Genomic DNA, 24,202 nt, shown 5'->3' on the forward strand with positions numbered 1-24,202 from the left:
TCAACCCTTGAGTGCGCCGGACATGAACCCGCGGACGTAGTGCCGCTGGAGAGCGAGGAACAGCACGATGCAGGGCAGCGCGAGCGCGACCACCCCGGCCTCCGTCGCGCCGTAGTCGACGATCCCCATGACCTGCTGGCGCATGTTCGCCACGGCCAGCGGCAGGGGCGCCTTGTCGGAGTCGTTGATCAGCACCAGCGGCGTGATGAAGTCGTTCCACGCGGCCAGGAACGCGAACAGGCCCACGGTCACCAGCCCCGGCTTGACGGCCGGCAACAGCACCCGCAGCAGCGCCCCGAGATTGCCGCAGCCGTCCACCAGAGCCGACTCCCGCAGTTCCCTGGGCACCGACTCGAACGAGATCCGCATCATGAAGACGGCGAACGGGAGCTGGAACATGGTGAGCACCAGTGCCAGCCCGACCAGGGAGTTCTGCAGGCCGAGGTCGTTGAGCAGGACGTACAGCGGGATCAGCAGGGTCGCGTACGGGACCATGAGGATCGCCAGGGTGACCAGGAACAGCAGGTCACGGCCGGGGAACGCGAACGTCGCGAACGCGTACCCGCCGAGCAGCGACACCCCGAGCGTGAAAGCCACCGTCATCAGCGACACCGCGGTCGAGTTGAGCAGGTACTGACCGATGCCGGCCTGGTAGTTCGCCAGCGTCCGATAGTTGCCAAGGCCCCACCCGGACGTCTGCGCGGTGCCGGCCTGCGGGCTGACCGACGCCACCGCCGCCCAGAGCAACGGGAACAGGAACAACAGGGCGAGACCTCCGGTGAGGACCCGGTTCGACGTACGCAGCATCAGCTCTCCCTGCCGCGCAGGCCGCGGAACTGTACGAGGTTGATGACCAGCAACGCGGCCAGCAGGATGATCGACAGGGCGGCGGCCCCACCGAGGTCGTTGCGCCCCTGGAACGCCATGTTGTAGACGAGCTGGACGATGGTGACGGTGCTGTTGTCCGGCCCGCCCTTGGTGAGGATGTAGAACTGGTCGAACGCCAGCAGCGAGCCGGTGACGCAGAGGATCGTGCACAGCGCCAGCGACGACCGCAGCAGTGGCAGGGTGATCGAGCGGAACGTCTGCCACCGGTTCGCGCCGTCGAGCCGGGCCGCCTCGTACACGTCACCGGAGATCGCCTGCAACCCGACGAGCAGCAGGATCATGTAGAAACCGGCGTAGCGCCACACGATCAGGGCCACCGTGGACCACAGGGCTTTCGCGGGCGTACCCAGGAACGTGGCGTCGAAGGGCCCGCTCTGCGGGGAGTACAGCGCGTAGAACAGCAGCGAGGCGGAGGCCAGGCCGAGGGCGGACGGGATCAGGAACGAGGTCCGCAGCAGGCCGGTCCAGCGGCTCGACTCCTGCACCAGCAGCGCCAGCCCCAGCGCGAGGGCCAGCAGGATCACGGTGGTGACGACGGTGTACGTCAGGGTGAACCACACCGCCGGCCACAGCAGCCGGTCGTCGAGCGCGGTGGTGTAGTTCTCCGGGGCGTTCCAGCCCCGGTTCCCGGTGAACAGACTCCAGTCGGACAGCGACATCCGGGTCACGATGACGATCGGGACGACGAAGAAGATCGCGACGAACGCCGCGGTGGGGGCCGCGTACGCCCAGCCGGTGAACCTCTTGTTCACTGCCCGAGCACCCGGGTCACGGCCTCGTTGTCCTTCTCCAGCGCGGACACGTCGCCGTACACCTGGTTGCGGAACAGGGTGACCCACGGGCTGCCGGGAGCGTTGAACGCCTGCTGGAAGTTGGCCGACACCGGCGTCCTGCTCCGTGCCGACCCGGCGACCGCGCTGATGGTCGCGACCCGGGGATCCTTGGCGGTGTACGGGTTGTCCGCCAGATCGGTGCGCGCGACCGTGCTGTTCCCCTTGGCGAGCACGTCGACCTGTGCCTTCTCCGACATCAGCCACGACAGGTAGTTCCACGCCTGCTGGGTCTTCCTGGAGTCCTTCGAGATGCCGATGCCGTCGCCGCCGACGAACGTCGACGTCCCCCCGGTCGCGCCCGGGATGCCGGTGACACCCACGTCCACCGTCTTCGCCGCGGTCGGCAGCAACGTCGCCGGGTACGGCATCACGCCGATCTTGCCCTCCTGGAACGCGGCGACCCAGGTGGCGCCGGTCTCGTCGCGGGCACCCGGGGCGATCGCGCCGGCGTCCTGCAGTTCGCGCCAGGTGGCGTACACCTTCTTGGCCTCGGCGCTGTTGAGCAGCGAGCTCCTGCCCTCGGCGTCCATGACGTCGGCGCCGCTCGCCCACACCATCGGGAACCACGTGAAGACGCCGCAGCCGCCGCAGTTGCCGCCGAAATAGGTGCCGTTGACGCCCGGCTTGTTCAGCTTCTGCACCGCGAGGGCCTGGGCCTTGAACTCGTCCAGCGTCGTCGGCCCCTTCTCCGGGTCGAGTCCGGCCTCGCGATAGAGGTCCTTGTTGTAGAACATGACCGACAGATCCAGGACGAACGGCAGGACATACTTCTTGCCCTCGTACGTGCCGGCGCCGACGTGGCCCTGGTTGATCGTGTCCGCGTACGGGAGCAGGGCGATACTGTCGGTCAGGTCCGCGAACAGCCCCGACCTCGTCCAGTTCGGCACGTAGACGATGTCCGCCGCGAACAGGTCGGGAAGCTGCCCGCTGCCGGCCGCCGCACCGACCTTCGAGACGTAGTCGTCGTTCGGGACGATGGTCAGCTTCACCTGGTTCTTGTGGCCGGCGTTGTACGCCTCCACCAGCTCCTTGGCCTGCAGCTCCAACGGCGCCCGGGTCCACAGTGTCAGCTCGGACCCGTCGTCCACCCCGTCCGCCCCGGCACCCGCGGGAGCCGCGGCCGACCCCTTGCCGCCGTACCCACCACAGGCGGCGAGCGCGGTCATCAACGCCACCGCGACGGCTGTCACTCTGAGGTTCCGCATGAGAATCTCCGTTTTCGGTGAGTTTCGGTCCTGGTGCCGTTCAGCTACCCTGGGAGCCGGGAAGATTCAGAGTTATCGCAGGCAGACAGCTTGAATAGCGGCGCGGCTGGCGTGCCTGGCCGCGACCGAAAAGGTTTTCAGAAACGTAATCCGGAGGAAATTCGTTGTCAATAGTTTCGACGGGGTCACCCTCCGCATCGGACGGTCCACAAGGGCGCCCCTCCCGCACGGTCACCCTGCGCGACGTGGCCAAGCTCGCCGGCGTCTCCATCGCGACCGCGTCCAAAGCCCTCAACGGCCAGCCCCAGGTACGCGCCGAGACCCGCGCCCGGGTCGTCCAGGCCGCCGAACACCTGTCGTTCTCCCCCAACACGCTCGCCCAGGGCCTCATCACCCAGCGCAGCGGCACGGTCGGGCTGCTCACGTCCGACCTGGAGGGCCGCTTCTCCATCCCCATCCTCATGGGAGCGGAGGACGCGTTCGGTTCCGACCAGACCTCGGTCTTCCTCTGCGACGCCCGGGGCGACAACGTCCGCGAGAAACACCACCTGCGAGCCCTGCTCTCCCGCCGCGTCGACGGCCTCATCGTGGTCGGCGCCCGCCCCGACGCCCGCCCCTCCCTCGGCCGCGACCTCCCGGTGCCGGTGATCTACGCCTACTCCCCCTCCGACGACCCGGCCGACCTGTCCCTGGTCACCGACAACATCGGCGGCGGCCGGCTCGCGGTCGACCACCTCATCCGCCACGGCCGGCGACGCATCGCCCACATCACCGGCGACGCCACGTACGGCGCGGCCCAGGACCGGGCATCCGGGGCCCTCGCGCGGCTGGCGGACGAAGGCCTCGCCCTCGCGGGCGACCAGGTCTGGTTCGGATCCTGGTCCGAGGCCTGGGGCCGAGGAGCGACCCGGATGCTGCTGCAACGCTCCCCGGACATCGACGCGATCTTCGCCGGCTCGGACGAGATCGCCCGGGGAGTGCTCGACGTGCTGCACCAGTCGGATCTCGAGGTGCCGTCACAGGTCGCGGTGATCGGTTTCGACAACTGGAACATCCTCGCGGCGAACGCACGGCCGCCGCTGTCGACCATCGACATGAATCTGGAGCAGCTCGGGCGGTTGGCGGCGCAGCGCCTCTTCGCCGCCATCGACGGGACCCTCGGGTCCGGGGTCGAGACCGTCTCCTGCCGGCTGGTCACCCGGGAGTCGGTCTAGCTCGGATACCCGGTTCGGGTGGGAGTCTTTTCAGATCAGCCGATCCGGTTTCGTGGCAGACCGGTGTCGGCCGATCGGATGACACGGCGGCAGCCAGGACACCACTTCCTGACGACGCGCGGGGGTGGCCCGCGCTGCGAATCTTGACGCAGTCGGCCGGAGCCGATCGGACGTCCGCACCGGGACGTCCCGCCTGCTACTGAAGGAACAGCGATGAACTACGCATCTTGGCTCACCCGGGTCGCCACCAACACCATCGACGGGCTCGTTGTCGTTCCGTTCTTCGTGGCCGCCGAGTTCCTCGACACTCCGGGCGCCCCGCGGGTCGTCGCCATGGTTGTGGGGGTGGCCTCGCTCGCTCTGTTCGCCTACGACCGCTGGTATCTGGCCGGCCGGACGGGTCAGAGCTGGGGCCGCAAGGTGCTCGGTGTCCGGCTGGTCGACGACCGTACCGGGCGGCCGATCGGGGTGGGCCGGGCGGTCCTGCGCGATGTGGCGCATCTGCTCGACGGTGCGCTGCTCTGCCTGGGGTACCTGCTGCCGCTGGTCACCGCGAAGCGCCAGACGATCGGCGACAAGGTCAGCCGGACCGTCGTGGTCAAGGATCTGCCGGTCGCGGAGCCCGCGCCGAGCCGGGCATGACCATGGCCCTGCGGGAGACGCTCTTCCTGCTCGCGCACCGTCCCTCGGGCCGGCCCCGCCTCCCGCGCTTCGTCCTCGAGTTCGGCCTGGCCGCCGCCGCCCTGATGGAACTGCGCCGACTCGGCCGTATCGAGGTGACCGGTGACGGCCTCGTCGCCGTCCGGAGCCCGTCCGCCACCGGCGATCCGCTGCTCGACCGGCTCCTGCACCAGCTGTCCGACGGGACGCCACGCCCACCGCACCAGGTTCTTCCGGCCTGCGGTGCTGACGTCAGACAGTCGGTCATGGCGGCGCTCGCCGCGCACGGCCACTGCCGCCTCGACCCCGCGGGACATGTCGTCGCGGTGACATCGGACGGCCACCGTGATGACGCACGCAGCGCCGTCCAGCATGATGGTGTGGTCTCCGACCTCGGCGCGCTGCTGTGGGCGACGGAGCTCAGCGGGGCCGTACTGGGCCGGGCCGTGCTGGGCCGGGCCGGGGTCGCCACCCGGCTACGACTCGGGCGGCAGGCGGCCAAGGACCCGATCGCCCTGGCAGTACGACAGGCCGCCCCGGTCCCCGCCACCGCTCTGCGCTTCAACGGTGGCGCCCCGTACTACTGACGTCAGCTGTGATGCAGGCCGGCCTGGTGGACCAGCAGGGCGGCCTGCACCCGGTTGTCGCAGCCCAGTTTGGTGAAGAGCCGGCTCACGTACGTCTTCACGGTCGCCTCGGTGATCCAGAGCTGCGCGCTGATGGCGGCGTTCGACAGTCCCTGGGCCAGCAGCAACAGGACCTCACGTTCCCGTTCGCTGAGCGTGGCCAGGCGCTCGGCGGCCGCGTTCGCGCGCGGCGGCACGGCGTGCGGCAGCCGGTCCAGGACCTGCCGGGTGACCGCCGGCGTCAGGAACGCCTCACCGGCGGCGGCCGCCCGGATCGCCCGGGCGAGTTCGTCGACCGCCGAGTCCTTGAGCAGGAAACCGGCGGCCCCCTCGGCGAGGGCCTCGGACACGTAGTCGGCCTCGCCGAACGTCGTCAGCATGAGCACCGCCGTCGCCGGTGCGGACCGGCGGATCTCCCGCAGCGCGGCGAGCCCGTCCATCACCGGCATCCGGATGTCCAGCAGAGCCACCTCCGGGCGGTGCCGGACAGCCGCCTCGACCGCCTCACGGCCGTTCGACGCCTCGGCGATGACCTCCACATCGGACAACGGTGTCAGGATGAGCCCGATACCGCCACGGACGAGCCGGTCGTCGTCGGCGATCAGCACCCGGATCGGTTCGGTCACGGCACCCACCTTAGGCCTCGGGCTCGTAGAAGATCTGCTTGGCCGCCAGCACCCCGCGGGCGAAGCAGAACCGGTAGTGCAGATCGCCGGGATGCGGATCCCTCAACTGCTCGACGAACGACCCCGGATAGTCGACACAGGTGGCGCCCGCCGGGGCGGGGCCGCCGCCGACGGCACCCACGGTCGCCGCATCCGGGTCCGGCAGGCTGTCGCGTGCCTCGTCCTCGCGCTGACCGACGGTGGCCGCGTCGTAGGTGTCCCGGTCGACGGTGAGCACCGTCTCGCCGAGGATCAGCACGCCGCCGCACAGCCCGGCCACGGCGGCGACGCCGACGCCCGCGGCGATGAGCCCGATCCGGGACCGTTGCACGGACCGGTACATCTGCTGGGAGTAGTCCCCGGCCGCTGCCACCGCCGGTGGCTGGCCGTCGGGGTTCTGGCCGTCGGAGGTCTGGCCGTCGTACGGGAGCATCGCCGCGATCCGGAACCGGCCGTCCGGCGTACGGCCGTGGTAGAGCACGCCACCGGCCAGGCGGATCCGTTCGCCGAGCCCGATCAGCCCCTGGCCGGAGGTCGGTCCGTCGTGCCGCCGCCCGGGTTCGTTGACCACCTCGGCGATCAGCGCGTCCGGTTCGTACCGCAGACTCACCTGGACCGCCCCGCCCCGGGCGTGCCGCAGGGCGTTGGTCACGCCTTCCTGGATCACCCGGTAGGCGGCATGCTCGGCCATCGGTGCGAGCGGCCGGGAGTCGCCGTCGCGGTGCAGAACCACCTCGGCGCCGGTCGAACGGGCGCTGGTGATCAGGTCGTCCAGGCTGCTCAACGGCTGGGCGACACTGCGCTGCCCGCCGTCCTCCTCGTGCAGGATGCCGAGGATCTGCCGCATCTCGCCCATCGCGGCGGCGGACGTCGCCCGCAGCAGTTCGACGGTCGAGCGCCGCTGCGCCTCGTCGGCGGTGGCCAGGGTGCCGCTGTACAGCGAGATCAACGTCAGCTGATGCCCCAGCGAGTCGTGCAGGTCCCGGGCGATCCGGGTCCGTTCCCGCTCCCGGGCCCGGCGGGCCACCTCGGCCTGCTGGTCGTGGAGCTGCACGTTCCGGGTGTGCATCGCGGTCACCAACCGGCGGCGGCGCCCGACGATCAGGGCCACCAGCCCCGGCAGCACCGCGAAGACCAGGTAGTCGGCGACCAGGAACACTATGGAACCGAGGTCGAACACGCCTTCGTACAACAGCATGACGCCGACGCAGAGCAGGCCCACCGTGAACGCCGCCGCGGTGCGCCAGAGGCGGGTCATCCGGTAACCGGCGGCGATGCCCAGCACCATCAGGACAATGCTGTTCTGCCCGCCGGTCACCGTGCCGGCGAGCGTGGCGGCCGCGAAGGCGCCCGCCGGATACACCAGCCGCAACGGGACCAGCACGAGCGCGGTGACGGCAACCACGACCGCGAGCAGGGCGGGCGCCGCCCCGGCACCGGCGGCCGACACCGCGGAGATCACACCGAGCAACAGCGCAAGGCCGATCTCGTACGTGAGCCGGGCCGGCCCGGCGCCCCGGACCGCCGCCCACCAGCGCTCACGGGCGGCTCGGATCGTCACGGCACCAGATTGCCACGCGCTCACTCCCGCGCCCGATCCGGGTCGGGAGGGAAAGCGTCAGGCGGAGGATGTCGTCCGACTGGCACCGGGGCCGGGTTCGGATTCCGGTTCGGGTTCGCGGCGATTCCTCAGTGCCCGCCCGTGAGTCGCAGTCGTCACGGACCGGCTTCGCCGGGTTGCCGAAACCCTTTTCGGCGCGCACGCTCAGACATCCAAGGATGTCGATCCATGGAGGAGACGTGCGTCTACTGCGAACCGTCCTGCTCGCCCTGGTGCTGGTCCTCGCGGGGGCGGGGGCCGCCAACGCCGCGCCCGCCACGTGGAGTCCACCGGCCAACCTGGTCACCCCGCTCGGCCAGGTCTGGCAACACCAGGAGCAGACCTACAACAACGGCAATCTGTACGGGTTCCGCAACTACGGCTGGGACCAGATCATGGCCAACGGCGGATACCTCAACTACTGCGTACGGTGGGACTCGACGGCCACCGTGACCACCGCCCAGCGTGATCAGATCCACGCGACCGTGGCCCGGCAGTACCAGAAGTGGATGGACGAACTGTCCGGGCACAACGGCTGGCCGTACGCGAACGTGCCGGTCAAGGTCGTCGGGTGGGCGGTGCGGAACCGGTCGCAGCTGCAGTGGACCGACACCTCGGTCGACATCACCGTGAACAACATCAACGAGAACGCCCCGCAGTGCGCACCGCCGTGCGGGCGCTTCTTCAACCAGAACGGGCAGTACCCGAACTGCCCCGGCGGCGTCGCCCGCCACTACGACCAGTCGCTGTGGCTGACCGACGGCTTCGGTGGCGGCGCGGGTGGCGACTGGGGGCAGCGGATCGGCCGCGAGTACTACATGGCCAACCTGAACACCGACAACATCCACATCCTGCTGCACGAGATGGGCCACACCTGGGGCCTGGACGACTTCTACGACTGGACCCCCACCGGCGTCGGCGGTTTCCTCATGCAGGCCGGCACCGCCACCTCGATCACCGCGTTCGACGCCTGGATGTTCCGGGACTGGTGGCGCCACCTCAAGAGCCGCTACGGATACTGACCATGTGACCTTCCGCTGGAAACCCCTCGCGATCGTCGCCGCGGGGCTGGTGGTCCTCGGCACGGCGGCGGTGTTCCTCGACCCGGTCCTGCGGCCGCCCGGGCCACGGCCGGCGTTCCAGCTGCCCGTGGCCTGCGGACAGACCTGGCAGCTCAACACCTATCCCGGCCACGACGACTACGACATCGACCTGTACCCCACCGAGGGTGAGCCCTGGGGTCAGCCGGTGCTCGCCTCGTTCGCCGGGACCGTGGTCGAGGCCGGGGTCAGCGGGCGACTGGGCAGTCGCACCCCGGACAACCCGAAGGGGCGGCCCGGGCGCGGCGGCGGGTACTGGGTGAAGATCGATCACGGCGGCCGCTGGGAGACGTTGTACCTGCACCTGCTCGAGGCGCCCGAGGTCGAGCAGGGCCAGCGCGTGGAGCGGGGGCAGCGGCTCGGCCGGGTCGGCAGCACCGGCGACTCCAGCGCCCCGCACCTGCATTACGAGCAGGTGCGGGGCGGCGACAAGGTGGAGAGCCACTTCGACGGCGTGCCGTCCGGCATCACCCGCGACGACAAGGAGTACTCGGTCAAGCGGGTGAGCGCGAACTGCTGAGTCAGGCCGCCCGGACCGCGTCGAGGCCGGACGGCCCGCGCCACCCTGGATCAGCGCGTTGTCCTTGACCACCGCGTTGCCGCCGACCGTGCCGCCGTTGACCCAGCCGAGCCCCTCGATGCGGGCGTTGCCGGTGACCGTCCTGGCGTGGACGGCCGCTTTCGGGCCGACGTACGCGGTGGCGGCGACGTTCGCGATTGGCGACCCACCCGCCGCCGTTGCTGTGCCGGTGGCCGTTCCCGGTGGCGGCGGGCTTGACGTGACCGGCTTCGCCTCGCCCTGGGGTAGCCGTCCAGGAAGGCACGGTGCGGGACCGCCGCCGGGGTGCCGGAGACCACGAGCCAGACCTCGCTGCCGCCGTTGTAGGCGTCGAGGAAGCCGGCACCGTCTGCATGGCCATGAACTCGGCGCCGGTCTCCCAGAACCTGCCCGCGCTCGGATCAGTGAGGCCGACACCGCTACGGGTCGTGGGACCTGGCACACGAGCTTGCCCACGTCTTCCAGAACTACACGTTCCTGGGCCGTGGCGCGGGGGGAACGGCGAGGAGGCAGGCGCGGGCGCTCAGGAACGTCGGCTACCGTACGCGTTTGTGCAGCGCTCTCGGGTACCGTCCGCCGTCCTGGCCCTCGCCTCCCTCCTCATGCTGGCCGCGTGCGGCGCGGAGGACCCGGCACCGACCGCCGCGGCGACCTCGGCCCCGGCCGCTTCGACCACGGCGAGTGACGTCAAGATCTGCACCTCGGTGCAGAAGCTCGGCAACGACCTCAAGGACGACCTGCTCGAACTCCAGCAGTCCAAGACCGGCCCCACCCCGGCCGCGCTCGCGGCGATCCTGACCAAACTCGAGGACCAGGTCGCCGTCGAGGCGTTCTCCGCGGGCGACAGCGCGGTGGCAGTGGCCGCCCGCGAACTCGGCTCGGAGGCCGCGAAGGCGGCCAAGGACCCCAGCCCGGCCGCCGCGATCGGCACCGGCGGTTTCGAGAAGGCCGAGACCACCCTCACCGGAGCCTGCAAGGCGGTCGGCGTCACCGTTTACTTCTGATCCTGTACGCGTCGCCATCCATCGGTGAAGATGGATGGCAATGACTACGCCGCCGCCGTCCTCCGCCGCCGTGGTCATCATCGGTGGCGGGGTCATCGGGCTGAGCACCGCCTACCACCTGGCCGCCGCCGGCGTGCGGGACGTCGTGCTGGTGGACAAGGGCGCGTTGGGGTCCGGGTCGACGTCGAAGGCGGCCGGTGGGGTGCGGGCGCTGTTCTCCGACCCGGTCAACATCATGCTGGGGGCGCGCAGCCTCGAGACGTTCGCCGGCTTCCGGGCGCGGCTGGGGCAGGAGATCGACTTCCGGCGGGTCGGCTACCTGTTCCTGCTCGGTGATCCTACGGCGGTCGCGTCGTTCGAGGCCGCCGTGGCGCTGCAGCACGAGCTCGGCGTCCCGGCCCGGATGATCGGCGCCCGGGAGGCACAAAAGCTCTCACCGCTGATCGGTACGGACGGCGTACTCGCCGCCGTGCATTCGCCGCTGGACGGGCACTGCACGCCGGAGTCGGTCGTGCTGGGCTACGCCACCGCCGCCCGGCGCGCGGGGGCCCGGCTGATCCCGCACTGCGCCGTCACCGGGCTCGACCCCGGGACCGTGCACACCGAGGGCGGCGACATCCGTACCGACACCGTGATCTGCGCCGCCGGGGCCTGGTCGGCGCGGGTGGGGTCGTGGGCCGGGGTCGAGCTGCCGGTCACCCCGCTGCGGCGGCAGATCCTGGTCACCGAGCCGGTCCCCGGGCTCGACCCGCACACGCCGTTCACCATCGACCTCGACACCACGTACTACTTCCACAACGAGGGCGCCGGCCTGCTGATCGGCATGTCCGACCCCGACGAGACGCCGGGGTTCAAGCTGGGCCGCTCCGACACGTGGCTGCCCCGGCTGGGCGAGGCCGTCGCGCGCCGGACGCCGGGGCTGGCCGACGTGGGGATCGCGGGCGGCTGGGCCGGGCTCTACGAGGTGACGCCGGACCACAACGCGCTCATCGGCCGGGCCGGGTCGTTCCTGTACGCGACCGGCTTCTCCGGGCACGGATTCCTGATGGGGCCCGCGGTCGGCGAGGTGATGCGCGACCTCTACCTGGGCCGGGAACCGTTCACCGACGTCTCCGGGCTGGGCGCCGACCGTTTCGCGCGCGCCGCCGCCCGGCCCGAGCTCAACATCGTCTGACGAGGGAGCACACCGTGACCGTACTGCCCAGCATCGAGGACCTGCGGTCGCGGGCGCACGCGGCCGCGTACCGCTGCGGGGTCGATCTCGCCGCGCTCGCCGGTGACCGTCCGGTGACCTCGCCGGTCAACGGCGGTTCGCTGGGTTCGCTGCGCGGGCACGACGCGGCGGCGGTGGCCGGGACGGTCGAGCGGGCGCGGGCGGCGTTCCTCGCCTGGCGGACGGTGCCGGCACCCGCGCGCGGCGAGCTGGTGCGGCGGTTCGGCGGGCTGCTGCGCGAGCACCTCGACGACCTCGCCGATCTGGTGAGCATCGAGGTCGGCAAGGTCACCTCCGAGGCGCGCGGCGAGGTGCAGGAGATGATCGACATCTGCGACTTCGCGGTCGGGCTGTCCCGGCAGCTGTACGGCCGCACGATCAGCTCCGAACGACCGGGTCACCGGCTCATGGAGACGTGGCACCCGCTCGGCGTGGTCGCGGTGATCAGCGCGTTCAACTTCCCGGTCGCGGTCTGGTCGTGGAACACCGCGCTGGCGCTCGTCTGCGGTGACCCCGTGGTGTGGAAGCCGTCCGAGCTCGCCCCGCTGTCCGCGCTGGCCGCGGCGGCGCTGCTCGACCGGGCCGTCGCCGAGAGCGGTGCTCCCGAGCATCTCAGCCAGGTGCTGATCGGCGGCGCTGACGTCGGCGAGGCACTCGTCGACCACCCCGGCGTCGCGCTGGTCAGCGCCACCGGCTCGACCCGGATGGGCCGGGCGGTCGGCCCGCGGGTGGCCGACCGGTTCGGCCGGTCGCTGCTGGAGCTCGGCGGCAACAACGCCGCCATCGTCACGCCGGCCGCGGACCTCGCCCTGGCCACCCGGGGCATCGTCTTCGCCGCGGCGGGCACCGCGGGCCAGCGGTGCACCACGATGCGGCGGGTCATCGCCCACGCGGAGGTCGCCGGCGAGCTCACCGAACGGCTCGCCGAGGTGTACGGGCGGCTGCCCATCGGCTCCCCGCTCGCGGCCGGGACCCTGGTCGGGCCGCTCATCCACGGTGCCGCGTACCAGGCCATGGGGGACGCGCTGGACGCGGCCCGGCACCAGGGCGGCCAGCTCGTCGCCGGTGGCGGGCGCCGTTACGCCGGCGAGGCCCCCGGCGCCTACTACGCCGAGCCGGCGATCGTACGGATGCCCGGGCAGACCGACATCGTCCGGCGGGAGACGTTCGCGCCGCTGCTGTACGTGCTGACGTACCGGAGCCTGGACGAGGCCATCGCGCTCAACAACGGCGTACCGCAGGGGTTGTCGTCCAGTATCTTCACCACCGACCAGGCGGAGGCCGAACGCTTCCTCGCCGCCGACGGCTCCGACTGCGGCATCGCGAACGTCAACCTGGGGACGTCCGGGGCCGAGATCGGCGGGGCCTTCGGCGGCGAGAAGGAGACCGGTGGGGGCCGGGAGTCCGGCTCCGACGCCTGGCGCGGTTACATGCGCCGGGCGACGAACACGGTCAACTACTCCGGTGCGCTCCCGCTGGCTCAGGGAGTGGAGTTCCCGGTGTGAGCTCGTCGTCGTCCGCCGCGAGCTCCTTGGTGAGCTGCTCGCCCTCGACGTCGACGTTCGGCAGGACCCGGTCCAGCCACCGCGGCAGCCACCACGCCGCCCTGCCGAGCAGGGAGAGCACGGCCGGGACGATGGTCAGCCGGACCAGGAACGCGTCGATCAGCACGCCGAACGCGAGCGCGAAACCGATCGACTTGATGATCGCGTCGTCGGCGAGGATGAAGCCCGCGAAGACGCTGATCATGATGAGCGCGGCGGCGGTGACGACCCGGGCGCCGTGCTTGACGCCACTGATCACCGCGTCGTCCGGGGAAGCGCCGTGCACGTACTCCTCGCGGGCCCGGCTGACCAGGAACAGCTCGTAGTCCATGGCCAGGCCGAACAGGATGCCGATCAGGAAGATCGGGACGAAGCTGACCAGCGGGCCGGTGGACTTGACACCGAGCAGGTCGGCGAGCCAGCCCCACTGGAAGACCGCGACGACCGCGCCGAACGCCGCGACGACCGAGAGCAGGAAGCCCAGGGTGGCTTTGATCGGCACGAGGATCGACCGGAACACGAGCATGAGCAGGACGAACGCGAGACCGACGATGACCGCGAGGTACGGCAGCAGGGCGCCGCTGGTCTTCTCGGAGACGTCGATGTTGATCGCGGCGGTGCCGGTGACCGCGAGGGTGGCGCCGCCGGTGGCCGCGGTGAAGGCCTTCTCCTGGGCCCGGATGGCGTGCACGAGGTCCTTGGTGTCCTCGCTGGTCGGGCCGCTGGCGGGAATCACCGACAGGATCGCGGTGTCACCGGCCTGATTCGGCGTCGGCGGGGTCACCACCACGACGTCCCGCAGGCCGGTGATGATCTTCTGGGCCTCGGCACCGGCGGTCGCGGCCTGCCCGGCCGCGGCTTCGATCACGATGATCAACGGGCCGTTGAAGCCGGCACCGAAGCCCTCGGAGAGCTGGTCGTACGCCTTGCGCTGGGTGGAGTCCACCGCGGCGGTGCTGTCGTCGGGCAGGGCGAGGCGCAGGTCCAGCGCCGGGATCGCGATGACGGCGATCGCGACGACCGGGACCAGCAGGGCCAGGACCCGATGCTTGACGACCAGACGCGCCCAGCGCTCACCGAACGGGGTGCCCGCGGGCTGCTCGTGCTTGCCGGCGATGCCGCGCTGGGCCTTGGGCAGCACCGTGACCCCGGCGAAGCCGAGCAGGGCGGGCAGCAGCGACAGGCTGATCAGCACGGCCACGAAGACGGTGGCCGCGGCGGCGAAGCCCATCGCGGCCAGGAACGGGATGCCGACCACCGCGAGCGCGGCCAGCGCGATGATGACGGTCAGTCCGGCGAACACGACCGCGGACCCGGCGGTGCCGGCGGCGCGCCCGGCGGCCTCCTCGCCGGCGCGGCCCTCGGCGAGCTCGTGGCGGTAGCGGGAGACGATGAACAGCGCGTAGTCGATGCCGACGGCCAGGCCGAGCATCAGCGCCAGCGCGGACGTGGAGCTGGACAGGTCGAAGAAGCCGGTGGCGATCTGGATGCCCGCCATGCCGACGCCGACCCCGATGATCGCGGTGAGCAGCGGCAGCCCGGCGGCGACCAGCGCGCCGAACGTGATCACCAGGACCACGGCGGCCACCAGCACGCCGAGCACCTCGGTCGCGCCGGCCTCGGTGCCGGCCACGGTGGCGTCACCGCCGAACTCGACCTCGATCCCGGCCGATGCGGCGCTCTCGCCGGCGGTGCGGAGCCCTTCCCGGGCCGCCTCGGTGAGGTCGGGGGCGGCCACCGCGTAGGTGACGGTCGCGTAGGCGGTCCGCTTGTCCTGCGAGACGGTCTGCGACTCGTACGGGTCGGCGACAGCGGCGACCTGGGGGGCGACCTTGAGCGCGGCGACCGCCTTCTCGACGGCCGCCTTCTGCGTGGCGCCGGTCAGCTCGGCGTCGTCGCCGACGGTGAAGACGACCCGGGCGGTCGCGGTGTTGCCGCCGCCGCCCATCTTCTCGGAGATGACGTCGAGCGCCCGCGACGACTCGGTGCCCGGGATGGAGAACGCGTTGCTGGTCGGCCCGGACAGGGTCGCCGCACCCACCCCCAGCAGGGCGAGCACCACCACCCACAGCGCCAGCACGAGCCGGCGCCGACGAAACGAGAACCGGCCGAGCCGGTACAGCAGAGTTGCCACGTTGTCCCCCTCGAGAAGCCGCTCACTATCCAATCGGCCCGATCACCGTAAGGCTTAAACTTGCCGCTCGGCCAGTTTTCAACCTGCCGTGCGGCCAGTATCAAACCAGCCGTTCGGCAAGTTACGGACAGGTGTCGATAGGCTGTGACCGTGACGACAGGAACCGGTCGGCGACCCCGGGGGGCCGGACGGCTGCAGCTGCACGACGTGGCGCTGCGCCTGTTCGCGCAGCACGGCGTGGAGGGCACCTCGCTGCAGGCGATCGCCGACGAGATGGGCGTCTCCAAGGCCGCGGTCTACTACCACTACAGGACCAAGGACGAGCTGATCCTCGGCGTGCTGGCACCGGTGGTCGACCGGCTCACCGCGATGGTCGAGCGGATCACCGCCCGGCGCGGGCGGCAGGCCCGGCTCGACGAGCTGGTCCGCGGCATCGTCGACCTCGCCGTCGACAACCACGAGCAGTTCGCCGTCATGCTGGGCGACCCCGCGGTCGGCCTCCTGCTGACGAACCACGCCCTCGCCCAGGGCTGGGACGAGCTGGCCGACCTGGTCCGCGACCCGGCCGACGTCTCCACCCGGGTGGCGTTGTCGCTGTTCGTCACCGGCCTGCTCGGCCCACTGCGCGACCCGGAGCTCACCACGCTCGGCCCCGAGGTGCTGCGCGCGCAGCTGACCGAGGTCGGCCGCCGGCTGCTGCAGATCCGGCGCCGCCCCACGCCGTGACGGCGGAATCCCCCACCATCACGACGGGGGCCCTGGGTCGGCTAGTTCCAGGTGTCGGTCAGCGTCTTGGTGCAGGCGCTGCCGGTGTTGAACGTCCGGTTCGCCCCCGACTCCCAGATGATCTCGGAGCCTTCCTTCTTCACGTACTTGTACTCGACGGTCGTGTTGGCCGGCAGGCTCACCCCGCCGGTCCACACCGGGTACGAGCCCGGCGACAGTGCCACGCCACCCGTGGTGTCCCAGGTGCTCAGCGCTGCCTTGTTGCCGAGGACGAACACGTTCTGTCCCCACTCGGTGGTGACCGTCGCGCCGAACGTGACCGCGACCGTCGTACACGCGGAGGTGGTCGGGGCCGGTGCCGTCGTGGCCGTCGGTGCCGTCGTGGCCGTCGGCGCCGTCGTGGCGCCACCACCGGCGGACTTCGCGTTGATGTCGACGGCGACCGCGCCGCCGGCCGGGATGGTGACCTTGGCCTTGCCGCCCGAGACGGTGACCGCGGTGCCGGCGCAACCACCGCTGGAGGCACCGCCGGTGACCCGGTCGCAGTACGTGCCGTCGGCCAGCCCGGTGGGGTACGTCGCGGTCGACGCGCTGCCGGAGGCGTTGAAGCCGGCCCAGCCCAGCGAGCCGCGGCGGAAGCCGATCACGCTGTCCGAGGTGGCCGTGAAGTCACTGGCCGTGGTGGCCGCTTTGACCGTGTTGTGCCAGGCCACCATGCCCTTGATGCCGGTGGACTGCGTGCTGCACTGCCATGCCCCGTTGCCGCAGCTGGTGTCGCTGACGTAGCCGTTCGCGTCGGCCGGCGGCGACTGGCCGGTGTTGCCGGTCGAGAACGTGAACCCGTCGTACAGGAACGGCTTGCCGTGCGGGTAGGCCAGCAGGAAGTAGTTGGCCAGCGTGTACTTGCCGCCGTCCTGGGTGCGCAGCGTGCTGCCGTCGCGCTCGAGGTCGTGGTTGGTGACCATCGCGGCGGTGTTCGCGCTCTTCAGGTCCAGACCCCAGGAGGGGATGCCGCCCAGGTCGCTGAGGTTCCCGTCGCGGAAGTGGTTGGTGAGGGCGTTCGCGTACGAGAAGCCGAGCACGTCACCGTTGGCGGTGAACGCCGACGGGGCCAGGGTCCCGGTGCCGCCCGCCATGACCTCCTGCGCGATGTAAGGCGCCCGGCCCTCGGCCGTGGTCTTCCTCAGCCCACCGATGATCTGCGCGAAATCGGCCTGCGCGATGTGCTTGGCGGCGTCCACCCGGAACCCGTCGACACCGAGCCCGACCAGGTCGTTCAGGTAGCCGGTGATCTTCGTACGTACCGTGCCGCTCTGGGTCTTGAGGTCCGAGAGGCCGGACAGCTCGCAGTTCTGCACCTCGGCGGGGTCGTCCCACGCGTCGATCTGGCCGTCCTCGTCATTGCAGGACCCGTCACCGGCGTGATGGAAGTCTCCGGTCGAGTACGGCACCGCGGGGTAGCTGAACCCCTTCGGGTCGATCGTGCCGCCGGCGTACCCGGTCTTGTACGTGTTGCCGCTGCCCGCGGTGTGGTTGATGACCGCGTCGACGTACACGCGCACGCCCGCGGTGTGACAGGCGGTCACCATGCTCGCGAACTGCTCACGGGTGCCGAGGCGGCTCGTGATCTGGTACGAGACCGGCTGGTAGACCTCCCACCACGGGTGCGCGCCCTGCGAGCTGGTCGGCAGCGTGATCGACTCCTGGGGCGGGGCGACCTGGACCGCGCCGTACCCGGCCGGGCCGAGCTGGCCGGTGCAGGCCTTCGCGATCGAGGGCCAGTTCCACTCCCACAGGTTCGCGGTGACGTCGCTGTCGTTGAGGTTCACCGCGGCGTCGGCCTGGTTGGCGAGCACGACCGCGGTCACGCCACCGGCGGCGAGCAGCGTCGCCACCCCGGCGCCGGAGAGCAGGGTGCGCAGTCTTCGTTTCTTGGGGATCACCCGAGCGAGGCTGCACGATGCATTCGACGCTCGTCAACGCGCTGCACACCTGGCCAGGCACATCGTGCCCGTTCTTGCGGTCGGAACCCGCTCTCTCCATGGTTCGTGCCACTCTGCGCCGCGTGCGCTCCGTGGGCGATCCACGGTGGTGATCCTGGTTCCTGTCACCGCCACATCTACCGGGAGGTCCTCCCATGCGGAACCGTCGCACCACCGCTCTGCTCGGCGTCCTGGCCGCCGGCGCCCTGCTGACCCAGCAGGCTTGCGCCGCCACCAGCACCTCCCCCAGCCAGGCCACCGCCCCCACCGCCTCCGGCGAGGTCGGCAATCTGAAGAAGAACACCGCGACGGAGGCTCCCGACGAGGCTGAGCCGACCCAGGAGAGCAGCAGTGGGGATCCGATCCTCGCGGGCAAGCGGCAGATCGTCATCAAGCCGATCCCGGGTTTCGAGTCGATCGTCGCGGTCGACGACAAGGGACGGCTCGGCCTCACCGACGGCGAGGCCGAGCACGGCCTGTTCGTGCTCACCCCGCACAACGGCAAGTACCTGATCAAGACCGCGAAGGCGGACAGCAGCGGCGAACCGTCCTGCATGGGGATCAAGAACAACGGCAGCTCCTCGCTGACCGTCGTGGCCACGGCCTGTGACGCCGGCCGGGCCGGGCAGCTGTTCACCATCACCGAGCAGGACGCCAAGGAGCAGGGCGACCCGACGTACTCGATCAGTGCCCAGGGCGCGTTCCTGCAGGTCTTCCCGGACGGCCTGATCGCCGAGGAGCTCGGTGACGCCCCGTTGGAGACGACCTACGCGTTCGTCGACAACGGCCCCAGCACCCTGCCGGCCCTGGACTGACCGGCCATGATCCGAGTCATCACGGCCCTGGCCACGGTGGGTGCACTGGGGCTGGCCCCGGCCCCCGAGGCCCCGGCCTCCGCGGCGCGGGCGCAGACCCCCGCCACGGTCGTCGTGACCCCTGACGCGCTCACCGTGCCCGAGGACGGCGGGGCCGCGACGTTCGCCGTACGCCTCAGCGCCCCGCCGGCCTCCCGGGTCGCGATCATGACGCGGATGAACGGCACCGGCGACTGGAGCACACCCCCGGTCATCGTCACGTTCGGGCCCACCGACTGGGACCAGCCACAATCCGTCACCGTGTACGCGGTGAGCGACCCGGACACGATCGACGACACCACGATCGTGACGCTGTCCGCGTCCGGATACCTCGCCGACCACGTGACACTCACCCAGCTCGACGACGGCCGGACAGGACTCCACCACTGACACACACCGCCGTGGCACCATCGTCTGGCACGACCACCACGACGACGAGGAGTGTCACGCGTTGAACCTGACGCAAGCGCGGGAGCTGGCCACCGCCCTGATGACCCAGCACCGGCTCACCGGCTGGTCCCTGGTGTTCGACGACGCCAAGACCCGGGCCGGCGTGTGCCGCTCGGACCGCCGGCAGATCGGGTTGTCCCGGTCGCTGATCAGCCTGTACTCCCCCGAACAGGTCACCGAGACGGTGCTGCACGAGATCGCCCACGCCCTCGCCGGCCCGCGACACGGCCACGACCGGGTGTGGCGGGCGACCGCCCAGCGCATCGGCTGCTCCGGGCGCCGGTGCATCCCCGAGGACGCGCCCCGGGTCGACGGATCCTGGGTCGGGACCTGCCCGGCCGGGCACCGCACCACGGCCCACCGCCGGCCGGTCCGGGTCCGCTCCTGCCTCGACTGCTCCCCCCGGTTCGACGTGTCCGCGCTGTTCACCTGGACCCGCGACGGCGACCCGGCCCCGATGCATCCGCGCTACGAGGCCGAACTGGCCCGCCTGCGGACCGCCGCCACCGCGCCCCCACCGGTCCGGCTGCAGGTCGGCGACCAGGTCCGGCTCACCGGCGGCGGCAAGTACGCCGACCTGACCGGCACCATCGTGAAGCGCGGGACCAGCCGGTACCACGTGCAGACCCGGGCCGGTGTGCTCAGCGCCTCGTTCACCACGGTCCAAGCGTTTACCCAGCCGTAACACGTCTGCACGGTTCGCGGCACTTCCGGTCACGGATGCTGGCACTACCCCAACAGGCGGAGTCACTCGTGAAAATTCTGCTCCTCGGCACCCCCGGCGACCCGCCGAGCGCCCTCGGCGCCCTCGACCTGCTCTCCCACGCGGTCGACCACGCCCCGCAGGACATGCGCACGTTCGCGTCGCTGTCCAGCCACGACGCGGTGCTCGTCGACGCGCGGCGCGAGCTCTCCCAGGCCCGGGCCACCTGCCGGACCCTGCGCGCCACCGGCCTCGCGGTGCCGCTGTTCGCGGTCGTCACCGAGGCCGGCCTGATCGCCATCAACGCCGACTGGGGCGTCGACGACGTGATCCTCGACGGTGCCGGCCCGGCCGAGGTCGAGGCCCGGCTCCAGTTCGCCGCGGGCCGGCTGGCCGACATGCCCACCGATGCCGGCAAGACCATCCGCGCGGGCGACCTCACCATCGACCCGGACACGTACGCCGCCAAGCTCCGCGGCCGGCCGCTCGACCTCACGTACAAGGAGTTCGAGCTGCTGCGTTTCCTCGCCCAGCACCCCGGCCAGGTCTTCACCCGGGCCCAACTGCTGCGCGACGTCTGGGGCTACGACTACTTCGGCGGCACCCGCACGGTCGACGTCCACGTCCGCCGCCTGCGAGCCAAACTCGGCTCCGAATTCGAGTCGATGATCGGCACGATCCGCCAGGTCGGCTACAAACTCGTCCTCCCCCCGGCCCGCCCGCTGGCCGCCCTGGAACAGGAATTCATGATGGTCTGACAATGGCCGGATAAATAGCGAGAACAATTCCCATTTGCATTCCTGCGTACCATCGGAAAATACATTGTTTCCGTAGGTGATGAACGCAGGTTGATTATCATGGGCGAAGCACACTCACGTCGGTCGTTCCTGGCCGGCGCGCTGATCTCAGGCGCCCTCGGCGCGGTGGCGAACCGGATCTTCGTCGACCGGGCCCCGGCGAGAAAACCGCTGCCCAACGCCGTCGCGCCGGTGATCGGCCTGAAGCTGGCGACCGGGACGGACAACACCGGGACCCGGGACCAACTCCTGCGGATCTGGAAAGAACTCCACCCCGAGATCCAGGTGCAGATCGTACGGGTGGCGGGCTCCACCAAGGATCAGCTCGCCACGTTCGAGGATTCCGGCGCCGACGTCCTCAACCTCGACCTGATCCACATCCCGCATTTCGCCGACGGCGGGACCGGACTGCGCACACTGACCCAGGCCAAGAATATGCGGTATCTCCCGTCGATCGAGAAAGCATGCACGGTGAAGGGTTCGAAGGAGCTCTGGGCACTCCCCTTCAACGCGGACGCCGGCATGCTGTTCCGCCGGGTCCCGGTCCGGCCCGATCCGGACCTGGCCACCGATCTGGCGACCGTCATGGCCCGGGCCGAGGCGGGCCGGCCGCGATTCGCCGGCCAGCTCGAATGGAGCGAGGCCGACGAGGAGGCCTTCGTCGTCAACGTCCTGGAGCAGGCCTACGCCCGGGACAGGGGCCTGTTGACCGACGACGGCGAGACGTGGGACTTCGACCACACCCGCTGGAACAAGGCGCTGACCCCCCTCCGGACGGCCCTCCAGGAGAAGTCGGTGGTGGCGACCCTCAACGAGGACAGCTCGGACAAGGCGTTCAAGACGGGCAACCTGCCCTACATGCGGAACTGGCCGTTCCGCCTCGGCGCCCTGGACCGCGGCGAGCGGGGTGGCGGCACGGAACGCATCGAGGTCCGGCCGATACCGTACGGGATCCTCGGCGGCCAGTTCCTCGCGATCACCGCACGGTGCCCGCACCCGGTGGAGGCGGAGCGGCTGATCCGATTCCTGACCGGGATCCCGGCGCAACGCATCCTCGCGCTCGCGGGGTTCGCGCCCAGCTGCACCGCGGTCTACAACGACACCCAGGTCACCAACCTGGTCCCGCAGCTCAAGGCCGTCCGGATCGCGGTGGACAACGCGATACCCCGCCCGGTGCACCGCAACTACACCGACTTCGCGTCCCTCTTCGCCGCCGACACGAAGGCCTTCCTCACCGACGGCACCGACCTGACCCCGGACTTCACCACCCGCATGGTCAAGGCGCTGCGATGATGGCCTGGCACGTCTCGGTGATCACCACGGCCGCGCTCATCCTCAGCGAGCTCGCGGTCTACCTCGCCGCCGACCGCCTCCGGGGAATGACCGCGCACCGCATGGCGGGCGTCCTGACCCTGGTCGCGCTCGTCAGCCTCGCCGGCACCGGGGTCTACTTCTTCGGCATGGCCGCGATGGACCAGCTGGCGAGCGTCGCCTCCGCCATCATGGCCGCCGTGGCGATCCGGCTCACCTACCAGTCCTACCGCGCCGCCCAAGCCTCCCCAACCGGCCAGCCCTCCCCAAGCGCCCAACCCTCCCGGACCGGCCTACCCTCCCGGACCGGCCAGCCCTCCCGGGAAGGCGGGGAACCCCCGGCTGAGCCCTGACCGACAGCAGCGCCGCCACCGGGCCGCCGCACTACCGGGCTACCGGGCCGCCGGGCCGCCGCTCGCTTCGACACCGGGCGGGCCGGGACCACGCTCACCCTCGCCGCCCCACCGGTTTGCCGATGATCGCCGTCGGGACAAGTCTTCAAGATCGTTTGCGAGTGTCACATCGAAGCTCGCTGTCGACAATGGATCCAGTGCGCTACGCACCGTGATCGAGTGGTGGACGGGGTGACAACCCCCGGTTTCCGGGCGTTCGCGCACGCGGGCGGAGCACCCGAGCAATTTTGGGAGCGTGTATTCCTGACCGCAATCAGATCACTGTGCGCGATGTTCCTTCATGGACCGCGCGATCAGTGAGGTCCATAGTCGCGCGTCGGGCCGAGCAGCGGTTATTGCGCTCAGGTAAACCTTTTGCCGCCCCATTGACCATGCCGGTGCGACACCTCAATTCTATGGCGGCGGTCAGCGCCCTCACCGCTCGGCCGGTGAGTCGCGGCACGGCGCCATGTGGAGGGAATCCTTGATGAGATACGCAATGTCGTTCCGGCTCGCCGCGGTGGCCACGACGCTCGCGATGGTGGCGGCCGGTTGTGGTGGCGCGAAGTCCGATGCCGGCTCCGGTGGACAGACGGGTTCCAAAGGCACCGTCAAACTCGCGATCAACCCATGGGTCGGTTATGAGGCCAATGCCGCCGTCCTGGGATATCTGCTCGAGCACGAGCTGGGTTACACCGTCGACAAGAAGAACCTGAAGGAAGAAATCGCCTGGCAGGGCTTCGAGACCGGCGAGGTCGACGCGGTCGTGGAGAACTGGGGTCACGACGACCTGAAGAAAACCTACATCGAGGACAAGAAGGTCGCCGTCGACCTCGGCGCGACCGGCAACAAGGGCGTGATCGGCTGGTACGTCCCGCAGTGGATGGCCGACCAGTACCCGGACATCACCGACGGCGCGAACCTCAACAAGTACGCGGACCTGTTCAAGACGTCGGAATCGGCCGGTAAGGGACAACTGCTGGACGGCGACCCGTCGTTCGTCACGAACGATGTCGCACTCGTCGAGAACCTGAAACTGAACTACAAGGTGGTCTTCTCCGGCAGTGAGGCCGCCATCATCAAGGCGGCACAGCAGGCGACCGCTCAGAAGAAGCCGTTGCTCTTCTACTTCTACGAGCCGCAGTGGCTGTTCTCGAAGGAGAAATACGCCCGGGTGAAGCTACCGGCATACACGACCGGTTGTGACGCGGATCCGAAGAAGGTCGCCTGTGACTACCCGGATTACGTGCTCGACAAGATCGTCAGTAAGAAGTTCGCGGACACCAACAGCACCGCGTTTCAGTTGATCAAGAACTTCACCTGGACCAACGATGATCAGAACCTGGTTTCCGATTACCTCACCAACCAGGGTATGACCGCGGAAGCGGCCGGCGAGAAATGGGTCAAGGAGCACGAAGCGACCTGGAAGCCCTGGATTCCCTCCGCCTGATCCACGTTCCGGCAGAAGAAGAGAGTCACGAGCCTGACGTGAGTCGTTCCGGTGGCACGATCGCGGCCGGGTGGTGCGTACCCTGGCGCTGCCGGTTGTCGCCGTGCTGGTCCTGCTCGGGGTCATCAGCGGGATCGAGGTCGACAAAGACCGAGCGCGGTCTCACGGCCGGTCTGCTCGGCGGCAACGTCGGTTTCCGCGACGAGCCGGCCCCGGCCCGCAGGCGGGTGGACGACCGGCGGGCCGCGGTGGAGAATCTGATCGCCGGTGGGGGCACCGCCCAGGACAGGGT

23 protein-coding genes and 1 pseudogene are annotated in these 24,202 nt (G+C 70.3%); 17 read left to right on the forward strand and 7 right to left on the reverse strand.

All coding sequences use genetic code 11. The features are described 5' to 3' along the window. The 3 genes from ACIA6A_RS17195 to ACIA6A_RS17205 are packed head-to-tail and all read right to left on the reverse strand — an operon-like array spanning position 1 to position 2,926. The gene (locus tag ACIA6A_RS17195; protein ID WP_396098641.1) at positions 1–807 is read right to left on the reverse strand and encodes a carbohydrate ABC transporter permease; all 807 of its coding nucleotides are present in this window, start codon (positions 805–807) and stop codon (positions 1–3) included. Further along, on the reverse strand, positions 807–1,640 hold the full coding sequence (locus ACIA6A_RS17200; protein ID WP_396098642.1) for a carbohydrate ABC transporter permease: 834 nt from the start codon (positions 1,638–1,640) through the stop codon (positions 807–809). The genes ACIA6A_RS17195 and ACIA6A_RS17200 overlap by 1 nt, the downstream gene beginning before the upstream one ends. Continuing rightward, positions 1,637–2,926, reverse strand: coding sequence for an ABC transporter substrate-binding protein (locus ACIA6A_RS17205; RefSeq protein WP_396098643.1), 1,290 nt, complete (start codon positions 2,924–2,926; stop codon positions 1,637–1,639). The genes ACIA6A_RS17200 and ACIA6A_RS17205 overlap by 4 nt, the downstream gene beginning before the upstream one ends. A gap of 245 nt (positions 2,927–3,171) precedes the next feature. Between ACIA6A_RS17205 and ACIA6A_RS17210 the strand changes: the two genes are divergently transcribed. The 3 genes from ACIA6A_RS17210 (at position 3,172) to ACIA6A_RS17220 (ending at position 5,387) form a co-directional block, all read left to right on the forward strand. Beyond that, positions 3,172–4,140, forward strand: coding sequence for a LacI family DNA-binding transcriptional regulator (locus ACIA6A_RS17210; protein WP_396098644.1), 969 nt, complete (start codon positions 3,172–3,174; stop codon positions 4,138–4,140). Positions 4,141–4,353: 213 nt separating this feature from the next. Then, positions 4,354–4,782 carry an RDD family protein gene (locus ACIA6A_RS17215; RefSeq protein WP_396098645.1) on the forward strand — a complete coding sequence of 143 codons (429 nt, stop codon included), beginning with the start codon at positions 4,354–4,356 and terminating at the stop codon, positions 4,780–4,782. Further along, positions 4,779–5,387, forward strand: a complete 609-nt coding sequence (locus ACIA6A_RS17220) for a GPP34 family phosphoprotein (protein ID WP_396098646.1) — start codon at positions 4,779–4,781, stop codon at positions 5,385–5,387. Before ACIA6A_RS17215 ends, ACIA6A_RS17220 begins: the two co-directional genes overlap by 4 nt. A gap of 2 nt (positions 5,388–5,389) precedes the next feature. Here the strand turns inward: ACIA6A_RS17220 and ACIA6A_RS17225 are convergent, their stop codons facing one another. Continuing rightward, the gene (locus ACIA6A_RS17225; protein WP_396099000.1) at positions 5,390–6,136 is read right to left on the reverse strand and encodes a response regulator; all 747 of its coding nucleotides are present in this window, start codon (positions 6,134–6,136) and stop codon (positions 5,390–5,392) included. Then, positions 6,063–7,652, reverse strand: a complete 1,590-nt coding sequence (locus ACIA6A_RS17230) for a sensor histidine kinase (protein ID WP_396098647.1) — start codon at positions 7,650–7,652, stop codon at positions 6,063–6,065. Before ACIA6A_RS17230 ends, ACIA6A_RS17225 begins: the two co-directional genes overlap by 74 nt. Positions 7,653–7,891: 239 nt before the next feature. Here ACIA6A_RS17230 and ACIA6A_RS17235 point away from each other — a divergent pair, with 239 nt between their 5' ends. The 5 genes from ACIA6A_RS17235 to ACIA6A_RS17255 all read left to right on the forward strand — a co-directional run bounded on the left by ACIA6A_RS17235 (position 7,892) and on the right by ACIA6A_RS17255 (position 13,072). Beyond that, entirely contained in the window at positions 7,892–8,713 is an 822-nt protein-coding gene (locus ACIA6A_RS17235; RefSeq protein WP_396098648.1) for a hypothetical protein, read from the forward strand. Positions 8,714–8,717: 4 nt separating this feature from the next. Continuing rightward, a complete protein-coding gene (locus ACIA6A_RS17240; protein ID WP_396098649.1) occupies positions 8,718–9,311 on the forward strand; it encodes a M23 family metallopeptidase in 594 nt (197 codons plus the stop codon). Between the two features lie 590 nt (positions 9,312–9,901). Beyond that, positions 9,902–10,354, forward strand: coding sequence for a hypothetical protein (locus ACIA6A_RS17245; protein ID WP_396098650.1), 453 nt, complete (start codon positions 9,902–9,904; stop codon positions 10,352–10,354). Between the two features lie 40 nt (positions 10,355–10,394). Beyond that, the gene (locus ACIA6A_RS17250) at positions 10,395–11,528 is read left to right on the forward strand and encodes an NAD(P)/FAD-dependent oxidoreductase (protein WP_396098651.1); all 1,134 of its coding nucleotides are present in this window, start codon (positions 10,395–10,397) and stop codon (positions 11,526–11,528) included. A 14-nt stretch (positions 11,529–11,542) separates the two neighbouring features. Beyond that, the gene (locus ACIA6A_RS17255; RefSeq protein ID WP_396098652.1) at positions 11,543–13,072 is read left to right on the forward strand and encodes an aldehyde dehydrogenase family protein; all 1,530 of its coding nucleotides are present in this window, start codon (positions 11,543–11,545) and stop codon (positions 13,070–13,072) included. On the opposite strand, the gene ACIA6A_RS17260 is transcribed toward ACIA6A_RS17255, so the two are convergent. Continuing rightward, positions 13,020–15,245, reverse strand: coding sequence for an MMPL family transporter (locus ACIA6A_RS17260; protein WP_396098653.1), 2,226 nt, complete (start codon positions 15,243–15,245; stop codon positions 13,020–13,022). The two genes, ACIA6A_RS17255 and ACIA6A_RS17260, sit on opposite strands and share 53 nt — an antisense overlap. Positions 15,246–15,395: 150 nt before the next feature. Between ACIA6A_RS17260 and ACIA6A_RS17265 the strand changes: the two genes are divergently transcribed. Then, positions 15,396–15,971: a TetR/AcrR family transcriptional regulator gene (locus tag ACIA6A_RS17265; protein WP_396098654.1), complete on the forward strand. Its 576-nt coding sequence runs from the start codon at positions 15,396–15,398 to the stop codon at positions 15,969–15,971. 41 nt (positions 15,972–16,012) lie between these two features. On the opposite strand, the gene ACIA6A_RS17270 is transcribed toward ACIA6A_RS17265, so the two are convergent. After that, a complete protein-coding gene (locus ACIA6A_RS17270; RefSeq protein WP_396098655.1) occupies positions 16,013–17,914 on the reverse strand; it encodes a carbohydrate-binding module family 20 domain-containing protein in 1,902 nt (633 codons plus the stop codon). A gap of 194 nt (positions 17,915–18,108) precedes the next feature. On the opposite strand from ACIA6A_RS17270, the gene ACIA6A_RS17275 reads away from it, so the two are divergent. The 8 genes and pseudogenes from ACIA6A_RS17275 to ACIA6A_RS17310 all read left to right on the forward strand — a co-directional run. Further along, the gene (locus tag ACIA6A_RS17275) at positions 18,109–18,768 is read left to right on the forward strand and encodes a hypothetical protein (protein ID WP_396098656.1); all 660 of its coding nucleotides are present in this window, start codon (positions 18,109–18,111) and stop codon (positions 18,766–18,768) included. A 6-nt stretch (positions 18,769–18,774) separates the two neighbouring features. After that, the gene (locus ACIA6A_RS17280; protein WP_396098657.1) at positions 18,775–19,197 is read left to right on the forward strand and encodes a hypothetical protein; all 423 of its coding nucleotides are present in this window, start codon (positions 18,775–18,777) and stop codon (positions 19,195–19,197) included. Between the two features lie 61 nt (positions 19,198–19,258). Then, on the forward strand, positions 19,259–19,942 hold the full coding sequence (locus ACIA6A_RS17285) for a SprT-like domain-containing protein (protein WP_396098658.1): 684 nt from the start codon (positions 19,259–19,261) through the stop codon (positions 19,940–19,942). Between the two features lie 35 nt (positions 19,943–19,977). Beyond that, positions 19,978–20,718 carry a winged-helix domain-containing protein gene (locus ACIA6A_RS17290; RefSeq protein ID WP_396098659.1) on the forward strand — a complete coding sequence of 247 codons (741 nt, stop codon included), beginning with the start codon at positions 19,978–19,980 and terminating at the stop codon, positions 20,716–20,718. 99 nt (positions 20,719–20,817) lie between these two features. Then, a complete protein-coding gene (locus tag ACIA6A_RS17295) occupies positions 20,818–22,050 on the forward strand; it encodes an extracellular solute-binding protein (RefSeq protein ID WP_396098660.1) in 1,233 nt (410 codons plus the stop codon). Next, positions 22,047–22,421 (forward strand): hypothetical protein, encoded by a 375-nt coding sequence (locus ACIA6A_RS17300; RefSeq protein ID WP_396098661.1) that lies wholly within the window; start codon positions 22,047–22,049, stop codon positions 22,419–22,421. The genes ACIA6A_RS17295 and ACIA6A_RS17300 overlap by 4 nt, the downstream gene beginning before the upstream one ends. A gap of 526 nt (positions 22,422–22,947) precedes the next feature. Beyond that, positions 22,948–23,910 carry an ABC transporter substrate-binding protein gene (locus ACIA6A_RS17305; RefSeq protein ID WP_396098662.1) on the forward strand — a complete coding sequence of 321 codons (963 nt, stop codon included), beginning with the start codon at positions 22,948–22,950 and terminating at the stop codon, positions 23,908–23,910. 70 nt (positions 23,911–23,980) lie between these two features. Next, positions 23,981–24,202, forward strand: a pseudogene (locus tag ACIA6A_RS17310) (hypothetical protein); the annotation flags it as partial.

The organism is Actinoplanes sp. NPDC051494, assembly GCF_044454705.1.
Taxonomy (GTDB): Bacteria; Actinomycetota; Actinomycetes; order Mycobacteriales; family Micromonosporaceae; genus Actinoplanes.

Coding starts and splice junctions, on each gene's coding strand:
- ACIA6A_RS17295 (WP_396098660.1), top strand. CDS start 20,818: ATGGGCGAAGCACACTCACGTCGGTCGTTCCTGGCCGGCGCGCTGATC.
- ACIA6A_RS17275 (WP_396098656.1), top strand. CDS start 18,109: ATGCGGAACCGTCGCACCACCGCTCTGCTCGGCGTCCTGGCCGCCGGC.
- ACIA6A_RS17250 (WP_396098651.1), top strand. CDS start 10,395: ATGACTACGCCGCCGCCGTCCTCCGCCGCCGTGGTCATCATCGGTGGC.
- ACIA6A_RS17215 (WP_396098645.1), top strand. CDS start 4,354: ATGAACTACGCATCTTGGCTCACCCGGGTCGCCACCAACACCATCGAC.
- ACIA6A_RS17220 (WP_396098646.1), top strand. CDS start 4,779: ATGACCATGGCCCTGCGGGAGACGCTCTTCCTGCTCGCGCACCGTCCC.
- ACIA6A_RS17280 (WP_396098657.1), top strand. CDS start 18,775: ATGATCCGAGTCATCACGGCCCTGGCCACGGTGGGTGCACTGGGGCTG.
- ACIA6A_RS17195 (WP_396098641.1), bottom strand. CDS start 807: ATGCTGCGTACGTCGAACCGGGTCCTCACCGGAGGTCTCGCCCTGTTG.
- ACIA6A_RS17300 (WP_396098661.1), top strand. CDS start 22,047: ATGATGGCCTGGCACGTCTCGGTGATCACCACGGCCGCGCTCATCCTC.
- ACIA6A_RS17205 (WP_396098643.1), bottom strand. CDS start 2,926: ATGCGGAACCTCAGAGTGACAGCCGTCGCGGTGGCGTTGATGACCGCG.
- ACIA6A_RS17290 (WP_396098659.1), top strand. CDS start 19,978: ATGCTGGCACTACCCCAACAGGCGGAGTCACTCGTGAAAATTCTGCTC.
- ACIA6A_RS17305 (WP_396098662.1), top strand. CDS start 22,948: ATGAGATACGCAATGTCGTTCCGGCTCGCCGCGGTGGCCACGACGCTC.